The organism is Maribellus luteus (assembly GCF_003576475.1).
In the GTDB taxonomy this organism is placed as follows: domain Bacteria; phylum Bacteroidota; class Bacteroidia; order Bacteroidales; family Prolixibacteraceae; genus Draconibacterium; species Draconibacterium luteum.
The window spans coordinates 628,516-641,243 of sequence record NZ_QWGR01000002.1; the positions used below are offsets into that span (position 1 = coordinate 628,516).

Here is a 12,728-nt window from a genome sequence, read left to right on the forward strand (position 1 = left end):
CTGTTGATGCTGCTTGCGAATACCGTAAGCGGACAGCAAAAAATGTTAAACGGTGTTGTTACTGACCGTTATACCGGGGACCCGATTCCTTTTGTCAATATTATCATCAAACATTCAACGATCGGGACGACCACCGACACGCTGGGGCGTTTTAAAATTCCTTTTCCAAAGCTAACGGACACACTTGCATTTTCCGCGATCGGATACCTGGCAGTGAATAAACTGATCCCGCGCGAGGATATGAGCTTCATGGAGATAATCATGAGCGAGGAAGTGTTTGATATTCAGGAAGTGGAAGTTAGCCCCGACGAAGGACCCATGCGGGAGTTGTTTAATCACATAATGGCACGGAAGGAGGCCAACAACCCGGATCAGTACAACAAGTTTTCGTATAAAAAATATACGCAGTGGGAGTACCAGATTAATAATGTGGGGGAGAAATTGCGGAATTCGAGGGCCTTTCGAAACAACCCGAATCTTTTGAAAATGGGGGAGGACAGTACGCATTTTCTGCCGCTTTATTTTTCTGAACAGCTGGTTTTTAACGAGATTCAAAAGGTGCCGTCGAAAATGAAATCTACGGTGCTGGCCGACCGTACAAACGGGGTGGGGGTGCTCAACGACCTGGAGATTTCGGGCTATACAAGTGCCCTGGACATGGAAGTGAATTTTTACGACAATCATATTCCGCTTTTCACCCAGAATTTTGTGAGTCCGCTTTCCAATAACGGCTGGTACTATTACAAGTATTTTCTGGCCGACAGCGTTTCTGTGGATGGAGTAATGCACTACCGCGTACATTTTCAGCCCCGCCGGAGAGGCGAAAATACTTTCAAGGGACATTTCATCACCGAAAACAAATACTATTCGATTGTGGAGATTGACGGCGATCTTTCCAACACAAGCGGGATAAATTTTCTGCGGAAACTTCACCTGAACAGTGAATACTACTTTGTAAACGATTCAACGCCTTTCTACAAGCGAAACAAAATTGACGCCTTGTTTGATTATATTCCCTTTGAAACCCGGAACCAGGATGCCAAACGCTTGTCGCTTTTTTACACGCAAATGGCCACTATCGATGAGGTGGTTATTGACCCGGCGGGCGAGATAAAATTAAATACTCCCAAGGCAAAATACGAAACCATAAAATTGCCGGAAGCGCTGGAAAGGGATTCTGCCTATTGGCGGATGAACCGGTTGGAGCCGCTTACCGAATCGCAAATTCTTTTGGGGCAGGCGATTGATTCGATCAGCCAGATCCGACAGGTAAACACGGTGAACAACCTGGCCCGGATGTCGGTAACCAGTTATTACGATCTCGGAAAATTTGAAATTGGGCCTTTTACCAGCTTTTACAATACCAACAAGGTAGAAGGCAGCAAGCTGTTTTTTGGCGCGCGAACCAGCGAGGAAATCAGCACGCGTTTTATGGTTTGGGGCGGACTGGGATACAGCACCCGCAACGAGAAAATTTCGGGCATGCTGGGAGCAGGTTATAAATTCAAAACCATTTACCGGCAGGTTTTTAAACTATCGTACGACGATAAAATGATCCGTCACGGCGAAAACGAAAAAATTCTGTACCTGTATGAGAATGCGTTTACAGCCACCGAGAATAACCTGGTTTCGCAATTGCTGAAGAACGATCCGCTGGATGAAATGTACCGCGAACAGAAAATAGCCGCACAATACGAAAAAGAGTGGTATCCGGGTTTGATGAACAAACTGATGCTGAATTACACGCGTCACTATTCTCCCGAGTTTTATCCTTTCCTGAGGAACGGCGAACCTGTGGGCTCAGTAGCTGCTGCCGAAATCAGCCTCGACACCCGTTTTTCGCGCGAGGAAAAGGTAGTGGATAAAGGGTTTTTGCGGCTGTACATGGGCTCCGATTTTCCGATCATTCATTTTACGGTTGCTGCAGGGCAGGCTTATTACAACAACGAACGTTCGTATTATGGCCGGGTAGCTTCTACCATTGCGCAGGAAGTGTACATGGGAATGGCGCGTTTCGACTATGCGCTGGAAGCCGGTGCGTGGCTGGGTAAATTACCTTACACGATGCTGGATATTCCGCGGGGAAACGAAACCTACGGCTTGTACAGCTACGACTTTAACCTGATGAACTACCTCGAGTTTGTACACGATAAATATTTTCATGCCTACATGGAATACCACTTAAACGGGTTCTTTTTCCGGCGGGTGCCGATACTGAAAAGAGCCAATTTCAGGGAGGTGTTTTCAGCCAAACTGCTGGTGGGCTCGGTCAGCGATAAACACCAGCAAATAGTTAGTTTTCCGGTGCCGGTGCACGACATGGAAAAACCCTACATTGAGTTGGGGGCCGGAGTCGAAAATATTTTAAGCATGGCCCGCATCGAAGCCTTGTGGCGTGTACAGCCAAAGTCGGTGATAGGAGCGCCGCAGTTCGGAATCCGTGCCCGTTTCGAAATTGTCCTCTGATCGTTTCTGCTTGTCTTAGTTTCCGGTGCCGGAGGGCTCGGTATCTTCGCGTAACAGATATTTTATCAGAAACCTTGGCCGGCTACCAATGTTGAGAACTTCGTCTGCGGCGTATGGCAACACCCGAACAGAAGTTGAATCATTCTCAGAGGTCAGGTAATCTTTCACCAGTTGTATACGCATACTTTCCCGCGCCAGAACAACACTGTCCACTTTTTCTTTGGGTGCCAGTAACTGCTCATAATCCTGTATCAGCAAAGAATCCATCCCGCTTTTTTCTTTCAGATAGGCTTCGTATTCCTTGCGGTTGGAATTGGGCGTTTTTTGACGTTCCTGCTGGTAGTTTTGGTGAACGATTTCCTTTGCAGCATCCACTCTTTCCAGTTTACGGTCGTTCAGGTATTGCATGTCGATCTGCATGTCCGGTTTCATTTTCTCCAGTTTCAGCAGCAAGTCAATACCGCGACCTTGCTTTCCGGTAAGCGAAGTGTCGTCGTAACCAAATGTGATTTCTTCCAGTTCGTCGGGTTGTGCCCCCAGCAGATTCCCCAACGCTTTAAAAGGTGAGGCAACAATCTTTACGGTAAACTGCTTCAGGGTGGTCCATACAATTCGCCCGATGCGGGTTCTTGGATCGGATAAATCGCCGGTTACCGGAATGTCGAGTTTCACATCGCCGTTAATGTCTTTCAGAATAAACAAAGCCAGTTTTAGCGGAATGTCGTACAATCCCCCGTTTTTTCTTCCCAGCTCCACATCGCGGATGATCAGGTTGTTTTTGCTGTTGAGCTGGCGCTTGTCGATCGTTGTTTTGCATACATAGTACATGTCGCCAAACAATATGGGCAGCCCGGTGTAATGCTTGGAGTAGATGTTGATATCCGGTAACTGAAAGTCGGACAAAACATATTCCAGGTCGATTTTTGAAAGCGGGTCGTACGGATTCACTCCGATCCTGGCTTCCAGTTTGCCGCGCTTGTTCAGCAGCATGTTGGCATTTAATGTGAGCCAGTCGGTATCAAGCGACAGGTTTTCGGTATTTACTTCGATTTTGGAAAGTTCGTAGTTAAACTCTTCCCGGAAACGTTTGTCGCTAAAGTCGATCCACCCGTTATTTACCTGCAGGCTGTCAATAAGAAATGCATATACAGTGGCTTCTTCCTCGTCTTCAGTAATTTCATCTTCAGTTGATTCTACCAGCAGCTTTTCAAAATTGAACAGCGAATCAGCGAGTTCCAGGTACATGTAGGGTTGGTCGAATGTAACCTTGCCTATTTCAGCCTGGTATTTTAAGGGTTTCATTTCTTTTAAGTGAGCTTTTGCTTCAGCAACTCCCAGTACTTTTTTCCCGTCGCTGTCGGTGATGGAAACGCTGTCGATCCGGGCATCTCCCGATAAAAGGAATTCGGAGAGGTCTTCCTGCGATCCGCTGAAACGGATGTCGGCCGTAAGCGTTCCGTCGATCGAATTAAAATGCATTTGTTGCTGAATGTAGGGTAGCATTATTTCCAGATCCACAGCGGTGAGGCTGGCTTCGCCGGTATAGGCACCGGTTTCAATATTGTAATCAAAGCTACTGCTGAAACTGCCGCCCGTTCCGAGGTCGAAGGCAATGTCGGCCTTGCTGTCCCGTTCGCCTCCCCAATACAGATGAGGGATCAGAAACGTAATGTCTTTAACGGTTATGGTGTTTTGGATGCTTTGGTCGGTGTAACTTAAACGGCCCCGGTCGATCTCCAGGTTGTTCAGATCGAAACTGTAGGGAGATGATTCCGTTTCTGCGGCAAGCGTATCTTCGGATGAGTAGAAGGCAAGCAGGTCATCGAAATTGAATAAGGTATCCTGCTGGGTGATTCGTGCATCGAGGTTGACCGCTTTGAACTGCTGAACAAAGATTTCCTTTTTAAAGAGGCGAAGCGGTTTCAGGTCAACCACCAGGGTGTCGAGTGCCACAAAAATATCCTGATCGTTGGATTCAAACATTTTTGCATTGCTCAGCTGTACGCGTGATGTAAAATAGTTGATGTTGATTTTTTCAATCGAAAGCCTGCGTCCGGTAAGCTCTTTGCCGTGTTTATTCAGGTAATTTCGTGCCAGGCCGGGCGAAAAAAGCAGGAAGGCAACGATCAGTAAAATAATAAGAACCAGTATGCCTGCAATAATTCGCTTTCCGGTTTTTCCTTTTGGGTTGTTTTCAATGGTTTTCATGTACGTGAACTTGTTCTTGTTTTCTGATATTCTAACCGGCATTAAAGTTAGCGAAATTCAATGCGGGTAAAAGTGAAACGACCCAATTCGAATCGTTTGTATTTAAATTGTAAAAAACAGAAGAATTTATTCTGATTGCCGGGAGTTTGTTCCAATCCGGGCAACCCGAATTTCCACACCTGGCAAGGGAAATAGGCAGTGAGTATTCTAAATTTTTACTCCGAACGTAAAGGAATGTGGATGTTAAAGGTGCTTCCGTCGGTTTTTTGCCCCACTGCATCTACCGAGCAGGCGGCATACAACACAAGCGGGTGCCCCGATTCGTCGATTAGCAGTTGCGGGCGCTCGAGGTTGCTTACTTTCAGCGTATCACCACCGGCGAGTATCACCTGTTTTTTCATGAAAAACGAATGTGCGGGTTTGGTCCAGGCAAGGCCGTCTTCCGATTCCAGGATCGCCAGCCCGGGTTTGCCCGAAGTAATCCGGCCGGTGAAGTCTTTCAGTACCGAATAAAATTTTTTGTTTTGGGAGTGGTACCACACAAAGGGATCTTCGCCGTTGGCCAGTGTTCCGTCATCGTTTCTCACATCAAACACAAATGCATCGGTGGCGGTAAAAGGACCCGTTGGCGAGTCGCTGATGGCAACGCCGTGCACGCCTTTCCAGTGTGGCTCGTATAAATTGCCTTTGAAATAAAGCAGGTATTTTCCATCCGAGGGGCGTTGCACAACCGAGGGGTTCACTGCAATAATATTGTCGGGTTTGGCTTCCGTTCCTTCCGGCGACGGGTTTACAATGTTGTCGGGTTTTACCCGCGTACGGGGCGAAAGAAGCGGTTGGTCGGAGCGGGTGAAATTCCCGCTCAGAAGGTCGTCAAACGAAGCAAATTCAATGACTCCGATGCACTGGCTTTGCTGAACGCGGTTCCGCAGGTTTACATGCTCGCCGGGAGATCCCGGTGCTTGCGGTCCCGGATCTTTTCCGCTAACATAATAGAGGTAGTATTTGCTGTTGAATTTTTGGAGGTGCGGGTTATGCGCCATTTGCGCGTCCCAGGCACTGGAGTCGCCTTCGGCTGCGCGTCCCTGTAAAACAATCTTTTGGAATTTAAAATCGCGGTCGGGATAATCCGATACCGCATAGGCAATTTTCGAATACAAAACCCACGAATCGCTGAACGGAGGAATACTGTCGCCACATTCCCAGGTCGAGTACAGCATGTGGTAGCGGCCATCGTCTCCTTTTACCACGCTGGCTCCCCAGATAAAACGATCGGGGTCGTTCAGCACCGAAGGCCCTTCCAGGATGTTGCCTTTCAATTCGGCATCAACGGGCAATGCAGCAATGGTAAAGTTATCTTGTTTCGGGTTGGTGCACGATGAAAAGGCGATTAATAACAACGCCAGCCAAAGCAGTTTATTCATGACGGTCTCGATTTTTCCGCAAGATACTTATTCCATCGCAACCAGAGAAACCGGTTATTCCGGTGTCAACTCGATTTTCTGAACGTTTTTGGCAATTTCAATGCGGTTGATCAGCGAGTCAATAACGGTTTCATACAGCTGGTCGCCCAAAACCAGGTCTTCAATTCCGTCATCGATGTTGGGGTTGTCGTTCACTTCCACCACGTACACTTTTCCGCCGATCATTTTCAGGTCCACGCCGTAAAGTCCGTCGCCGATCAGTGCCGCAGCTTTTAGTGCGGTTTTCAGAACAATTTCCGGAACATCAGCGATGCTGAGTGTTTCGGCGTCGCCGGCCTGGTCTTTTTCCATTACTTTCCAGTTGTAGATCTGCCAGTGGTTTTCCGACATGTAGTATTTACAGGCAAACAGCGGTTTGTTGTCAAGGATTCCGATTCGCCAGTCAAATTCCGAGTACAGGAATTCCTGGCACACCACCATGTCAGAGCGTTTGAAAAGTTTATCGAGCGCTTTCATGGCATCTTCCTCGTTTTCCACCTTGAACACACCCAGCGAGAAGGCGCTGTCGGGTTGTTTTAGTACCAACGGAAAGCTCATGGTTTCGAGCTGTTTCCGGGTAAAAAGGTTCTTGGTAAAGACCGTGGTCTGCGGCGTCGGAATTTTATGCTTTCTGAATATCTCGTTTTGGTAGATCTTGTTCGAGCACTTCAGTATCGACCACGGGTCGTCAATCACCACCAGGCCTTCGGCATAGGCAATGCGCGAAAATTCGTAGGTGTAGTCGTTCACGTTGGTGGTTTCCCGGATAAAAAGGGCGTCAAACTCGTTGATCTTGTCGATGTCTTTTTTGGTGATAAACTCAACGTACATACCTTTCCGGTTGGCAATGGTCTTAAATTTCTGCAACGCCACTTCCGACGACGGCGGCGTTTCTTCGTCGGGTTTTACAAGGATGGCGATGTCGTATTTAAAGTTGGTCAGCTTGGGTTTGGTAAAGCGTTTTTTGCTGAAATACTTCTGTGCAAATTCATACATGTGATTCAGCTCTTTGTCGCTTAGCTTGGGCAAGGTAAGCACCTGTATGTCTTTGATCAGCCACTTGTCGTGTTTGATAAAATCGACACGGAACAAAGGAGCTTCAAAAAGCTGGTAGAGTTTCATAGCCAGCGACTTAAAGCCGCGGGTACTGGTTTGCCCAAAAAATACCTTGAGCGAAAAGCTGTTGGTTTTTTCTTTGTTCAGCGCCCGGTTTATCTCTTCTTCAATATCAAAAGCCGCCGAATGTACCACGTTCAGCAGCCTGAAATCGCGGATTGTTGCTGTGCTGGGGATTACGCGTTGCCCCCGTGCCGAAGCCAGCAGCGAAACATAGTAGCCGTAGCTTTGGTATTTGTACGAACTACACAGGTTGAAGATCCTGAATTCGGTACTGTTCTGGTAAACCGGGTTGCTGATGTATTCTTTTACTGTAATGATCTTTGCTTCCACCTCCATGAACGACCACTTGTAGGGCTGGTTTATCACAATAACATTGGTGGTTTTGTTCGTCGGCGAATACACGTTGGTGGTGCATTCCATTTTTACGGCATCTTCGCCTTCGGAGTAATAGTCGGTTTTTCCCGAAACAATTTTGAAGCCGCGGGCCTGGTACCAGGCAATCAGTTGTTTGTTTTTGGAACTGGCTTCGAGCAGAATTTTTTCGTATTGATTCCGGTTGGCCAGCTCAAAAACATGTTTCAACAGGAGGTCGCCATAGCCTTTGCCCTGAAGTTCAGGTAAAATCGCAATCGAATAAATGCGGATCGAGCGCTGGTATTTAAACAAAGTGATGGAGCCGATCGCGTCTTTTCTGCCGTTTCGGGCTTCAACGATCAATACTTCCTGAAATTCGCTTACTATGCTGTGGCGGATGTTTTTTCTTGAATTTTGCTGAAAGGGAGAAAAACATAACTTTTCCAGCTTAACGAGGAAATCAAGGTCCTCAATGGTCGATTTTCTGATGCTTACGTTCATGATTTTATATACTCACAGGCAAACAGCGGGTTAACTGTTGCTTGATAAACAACCATTTATTTTTGTTCTTTATTCTGTTGGGAGAACAGTGCAAAGAGCGTATTTAATTTATTGCTAATTAAATGTTTGCGTTCTTTTCTGCTTTCTCTTTTAACGGGAGTGAATATACAGATATTTCAAATTGAATGTTCAGGAGAGGCAGAGTTCTTCAAAAAATATTAACCTGAGCGGAACCTGCCTGTTTATAAGCATCTTTTATCGCGATTAATTAAATGTTGGTCAGTCTTCTTTCGTCCGGGATTACGGATCATCATGGAACAACTTTCTTCGCCGGACGAGATGTGGACGATTACTTTACCCGGCGCTTCCCGTCAAAAGCCGGGCAGGCGCACCGGGTTATTAATATTTGACACTTTCAGTGTCAGTTTTATCATCACCCAGAATGGGGAAAATAGATTTCCGGAGCGTCTATTTTTCGGATGTTTTTTCAACTCGAACCAGGGCGAAAATAACGATCAGCATAACGAAAGCCAGCCCGGCCCCGGTCAGGAAGGCAGCGTCGAGTCCTTTTAGAGCATAAAAAATTCCCACCAGCAAAGGGCCAAAGGTTTGCCCCGCGCGCAATACCATCGAATTCAGCGACATAAAAGCGGCACGTTCGTTCATGGCGGCGAAACCCACCATCATGTTCTGGATGGAAGGAATAATAACGCCGTGCCCCACGCCAAAAACGATCACCGAGAAGCCCAGCATCCAGTAGTTTCCGGAAATTAGCATCAGCAAAGAGGCCGCAAGGTAGGCGCTGCTGCCCAGTACCAGTTGCCTTTTTAGTCCCAGCAGCTGGTTGATTTTTCCCAGTTGTGAGCTCATAAGCGCCGTGGTAACTGACATCAGCGACATCATCAGCCCGATGTGGTACGAATCGGCACCGAGCCGTTTTTCCATCATCAGCGGGAAATAGGTAAGGTAAGTACCGTACAAAATCAGAAAGATCATAAAATTGATGATCAGCAACCCCCAAACGGTTCGTTGGTTGATGGTCTTCCAAACACGTCCGAAATAAGAACGCAGTCCGGCTTTGTTGTGAGGTTCCGGATTGTTTAGCCCGTTCATTACCCAAAACCCCAGTGGAATGGCGAGCAAGGGAAGCAGGAAAATGTATTGCCACCCAAAAATGGCAATAACGCCGCCCAGCGCGGGGTAAGAGGCGGTTCCGATACTCAGTACACTGGCGTTGTAGCCCATCACCGCGGTGCGTTGTTTGCCTTCAAACAGGTCGCCTACCAGGGTTATGTTCATGCTCGACAGCGAACTGGCGCCCACACCCTGCAAAAAGCGAAGCCCCAGCAACCAGTAAAAGCCCGGGGCAAACATACAGGCCGCGCCGGCTGCACCAAACAAAAAGAGCGAGGGAATCAGTACCTTTTTTCTGCCGTAGTGATCGGCCAGCATTCCGGTAAAAGGCGTCAGGAAAATGCCCGGCAAGGTGAAGGCGACAATCAGCAAACCCACCTGCTCGGGGCGAATGTCAAAATAGCGGATGATGTCGGGGAAAGCCGGGGTTATGCTGGCCACACCCATCATGGCGGTGAGTGTAACACCAAATATGATGTAAAGATTTTTATTTCTGAATACCGATTCGTCCTTCATGTTCCCCGATTGAATACAACCAAAGGTACATAAATTCAGAAAACGCAACGCGGGCCTTTGCAATGGTAAGTTTGCGAGAAAAGAAGTGCCGCCTGCGTTGGCAGCACCCCTTTTTTCAGGTTTTTACATTTTTACCTTGCTTTCCCATTCCAACCCACTGATGTCGATGAGTTTTAGGGTGTATTCTTCCTGGTCGTTCAGTTCAACACCGGAAAGCGGGATGTTTAAGGTGGCCTTTGCTCCCAGCGGAACCACCATGCTGTGTTTCCCCGGTTTAACTTTGGCCACATAGCGGTTATCGATGTTTTGCACGGGGAAGCCGGCCAGGTCTTTGCCTGTCTGCTCCAGGATCAGGTTCCCGTTTTTATCCAGCAATTGTATCCCAATCAGGAACGAGCCATACACATCGGCGCCCTCTACCCGGTAAATTTCAAACTGCAGGCTTTGGTTGCGAATGCCTGCATCGGCGATTTCGATCTTGGGTTTTACCGATTTGTTGTGCAGCGTTCCCCACACTCCGCCATGAAAAAACTGGTTGGTAAACAGTGTCAGAAACAAGATGGCCATTGCTCCGCCAAGTACCCAGTGTTTGATATTCTTGAGCGGAAGTTCTCCCGACCCGAGCCAGGCAAACCATTTTGTTTGGGTGAATTTCATTTTCCGGTTTATCAGCCACTGGTCGATGGAGTACGAACTGCTTCCACTCAGGAAAAGCGTAAATCCGCTGGCAATGCCCAGCACCCCGATTTGCCATTCGTCGAGACAAGTAGTTCCGATCCATCCCGATCCCAGCAAAATACCGGTGGCCAATCCGAAAACACCCAAACTCATCAGGCGGGTAAAGAAGCCAAGCATGATGAGCAGGCCAACAATTGCTTCAATAATGGTGAACACCACCATGGCCAGCCACAGCTGCTCGGGGTGGGTGACCAGGTGCTCGATAATGGGTTTTATCCCGAGTGCGTTGGGAAGAAAGTGGTTAAATTTTTCGCCAATGTAACCCGCTACTTCGGGATCGAGTTTATCGACCAGAATTACCCTGCGCCAAAAGGCGGAAAAATAGGTCCAGCCAACTACCAGCCGGATCGACAATGTGAAAAGTCCGGCCATGTTGTTGCCCGGTATCTGCATATTATTTTTCATTGTAATCTATTAAACGCTTGTTTGTATGGTGCTTACCTCCTTAGCAGTTTTTATGCAAACGGCTGTTTTCAGTAAGAAGAATCCTTCTTCCGATGATAAAGCGGCAGATTGCATTCTTTGACCAAGCAAAACTTTGCTTCAGGGATAAGCCTGTAATTTATTTGGTAAATGAATGTGTTGGAAGCGGCTGATTACAGCAGATCAAACTTAAAGCGTTTGTAGAGGATGTAAAGCGGTTGTTTGCCGGGCTCCTCAGTGCGGGAAATAGCCGGAAATAACGGAGCTTCGGCTTTTCTTTCGGCAGGGAGATGCAGCGTTCCCGGTGTAGTGGCGAGTAATTTCTGCGGGTTAAGCTGAGGCGTAGTAACAGAAGCCAGGTTTACCTGTTCCGAAAGCTGGCAGCTGTGCCCCGAGGCCGGAGTTGCTTTGGTTTGATTGAGCGGGCGGTGGTAGTCAGCACCGATTGCCTTAAAGGCAGGTTCTTTTACCGAACACGAAGCCAGCGCAAACAAAGCAAAAAGTACCAGCGGTACCTGCCGTAAAAAATGAATATGTCGCCTGAGTTTTTGCATCCTTTCGATTGACTAAACACGCAAGTATAGTAAAAGTTCGGGATGCAGGCGAATTTGAAACGAGGTAAATTCCTTTAGCCACTTTTGAATGGCGTGTAGCTGATTTCAAGCGTTTGGCGCTTAAACAGAACATTAACAGTTAATTGCCGGAAGGCTGCGGGCTCCTAGCTGCAATGAAAAGGTGCAGACTTAGGCAGTGGTATCTTATTTCAATTTCTCGCGGCTGAGCCGAGGCAATGTTAAAACCATTGCCGTTTGCGGAACAAGAGTACACCTAAAAACGAGAGGAGTAGCGAACCCATCAGGATGGCAGGCATTGCCCACGCCGCGTTCTCCATAAAATTGGGCACGTTCATGCCAAACAAACTGGCGATCAGGGTGGGGATCATCAAAATGATGGAAATAAGCGTGAGTTGTTTCATCACCACGTTCAGGTTGTTGGAAATAACCGAGGCAAAAGCATCCATCATGCCGGCCTGGATGTCAGAATAAATCTGTGCCATTTCCAGCGCCTGTTTGTTTTCAATAAAGGCATCTTCCAGCAGGTCTTCGTTGATCTCGGTGGTGATCTGTTTGGATTTCCGAAGCTTGGCCAGCACAATTTCGTTGGCTTTAATGGAGGTGATAAAATACACCAGGCATTTCTCCATTTTCAGCAGTTTGTTCAGCTCCTTGTTTTTGATCGATTTTTCCAGGTCCTGCTCGATCAGCGAAGTCATGTGGTTGATCTGCTTCAGGTAGCGCAGGTAAAGGTTGCCCGAGCGCAGAAACAAGCGAAGGATGAAATTGATGCTGTCGGTGATTTGCTGGTATTGCTCGCGGAAAGGCGAAGGTTGTCCCATGGGCAGCACCTCGTTGTCCTGCAGGCAGAGCGTCACCGTAAAATTGTCGGCGATAAAGATACCCAGTGGAACGGTCTGAAACGGTACGCCGTTGTTCCTGCTCTCCACCGGAATGCGGAGGATGATCAGTGACCAGCCATCGTCTGACTCCACACGCGGGCGTTCGTCCTGGTCGAGTATGTCGATAATAATGTCGTCGGGTAATCCAAATTGATCGGTCAGTTTTTTGATTTCGTTCGAGCTTGGGTTGGTGACGTTGATCCAGCAACCTTTGCGTGGTTCATTGATTTCAACATAGCCACCGAATGTTTCGAAGATTTTAATCATTGTGATGTCTCCTTACTTGTTTTGCTGTAAGGAAACAGAAGGTCCCTTACAGAGCGTTACTACTAAATTTCTTATGACACGGG

General features: G+C 47.6%; 9 protein-coding genes. 2 read left to right on the plus strand and 7 right to left on the minus strand.

Translation table 11 applies throughout. The features are described 5' to 3' along the window. The first annotated feature begins 6 nt into the window (after positions 1-6). The gene (locus D1614_RS05310) at positions 7-2,466 is read left to right on the plus strand and encodes a DUF5686 and carboxypeptidase-like regulatory domain-containing protein (protein WP_162304418.1); all 2,460 of its coding nucleotides are present in this window, start codon (positions 7-9) and stop codon (positions 2,464-2,466) included. A 15-nt stretch (positions 2,467-2,481) separates the two neighbouring features. Here D1614_RS05310 and D1614_RS05315 read toward each other — a convergent pair whose 3' ends face one another. The 3 genes from D1614_RS05315 to D1614_RS05325 form a co-directional block, all read right to left on the minus strand. Then, positions 2,482-4,674 (minus strand): DUF748 domain-containing protein, encoded by a 2,193-nt coding sequence (locus D1614_RS05315; protein WP_162304419.1) that lies wholly within the window; start codon positions 4,672-4,674, stop codon positions 2,482-2,484. Positions 4,675-4,889: 215 nt separating this feature from the next. Further along, positions 4,890-6,098 carry a glycoside hydrolase family protein gene (locus D1614_RS05320; RefSeq protein WP_119436854.1) on the minus strand — a complete coding sequence of 403 codons (1,209 nt, stop codon included), beginning with the start codon at positions 6,096-6,098 and terminating at the stop codon, positions 4,890-4,892. Between the two features lie 54 nt (positions 6,099-6,152). After that, entirely contained in the window at positions 6,153-8,111 is a 1,959-nt protein-coding gene (locus tag D1614_RS05325; RefSeq protein ID WP_119436855.1) for a GNAT family N-acetyltransferase, read from the minus strand. A 272-nt stretch (positions 8,112-8,383) separates the two neighbouring features. Between D1614_RS05325 and D1614_RS25630 the strand changes: the two genes are divergently transcribed. Further along, positions 8,384-8,521 carry a hypothetical protein gene (locus D1614_RS25630; RefSeq protein WP_155523331.1) on the plus strand — a complete coding sequence of 46 codons (138 nt, stop codon included), beginning with the start codon at positions 8,384-8,386 and terminating at the stop codon, positions 8,519-8,521. Between the two features lie 58 nt (positions 8,522-8,579). Here D1614_RS25630 and D1614_RS05330 read toward each other — a convergent pair whose 3' ends face one another. The 4 genes from D1614_RS05330 to D1614_RS05345 all read right to left on the minus strand — a co-directional run bounded on the left by D1614_RS05330 (position 8,580) and on the right by D1614_RS05345 (position 12,645). Beyond that, a complete protein-coding gene (locus D1614_RS05330; RefSeq protein ID WP_119436856.1) occupies positions 8,580-9,761 on the minus strand; it encodes an MFS transporter in 1,182 nt (393 codons plus the stop codon). Positions 9,762-9,884: 123 nt separating this feature from the next. After that, positions 9,885-10,904, minus strand: a complete 1,020-nt coding sequence (locus D1614_RS05335; protein WP_119436857.1) for a TQO small subunit DoxD — start codon at positions 10,902-10,904, stop codon at positions 9,885-9,887. A 191-nt stretch (positions 10,905-11,095) separates the two neighbouring features. Beyond that, a complete protein-coding gene (locus D1614_RS05340) occupies positions 11,096-11,476 on the minus strand; it encodes a hypothetical protein (protein WP_119436858.1) in 381 nt (126 codons plus the stop codon). Between the two features lie 239 nt (positions 11,477-11,715). After that, complete coding sequence (locus D1614_RS05345; protein ID WP_119436859.1) at positions 11,716-12,645, minus strand: magnesium transporter CorA family protein; 930 nt, start codon at positions 12,643-12,645, stop codon at positions 11,716-11,718. Between the last annotated feature and the right edge of the window lie 83 nt (positions 12,646-12,728).

Coding starts and splice junctions, on each gene's coding strand:
- D1614_RS25630 (WP_155523331.1), top strand. CDS start 8,384: ATGTTGGTCAGTCTTCTTTCGTCCGGGATTACGGATCATCATGGAACA.
- D1614_RS05345 (WP_119436859.1), bottom strand. CDS start 12,645: ATGATTAAAATCTTCGAAACATTCGGTGGCTATGTTGAAATCAATGAA.
- D1614_RS05330 (WP_119436856.1), bottom strand. CDS start 9,761: ATGAAGGACGAATCGGTATTCAGAAATAAAAATCTTTACATCATATTT.
- D1614_RS05320 (WP_119436854.1), bottom strand. CDS start 6,098: ATGAATAAACTGCTTTGGCTGGCGTTGTTATTAATCGCCTTTTCATCG.
- D1614_RS05325 (WP_119436855.1), bottom strand. CDS start 8,111: ATGAACGTAAGCATCAGAAAATCGACCATTGAGGACCTTGATTTCCTC.
- D1614_RS05315 (WP_162304419.1), bottom strand. CDS start 4,674: ATGAAAACCATTGAAAACAACCCAAAAGGAAAAACCGGAAAGCGAATT.
- D1614_RS05335 (WP_119436857.1), bottom strand. CDS start 10,904: ATGAAAAATAATATGCAGATACCGGGCAACAACATGGCCGGACTTTTC.
- D1614_RS05310 (WP_162304418.1), top strand. CDS start 7: ATGCTGCTTGCGAATACCGTAAGCGGACAGCAAAAAATGTTAAACGGT.
- D1614_RS05340 (WP_119436858.1), bottom strand. CDS start 11,476: ATGCAAAAACTCAGGCGACATATTCATTTTTTACGGCAGGTACCGCTG.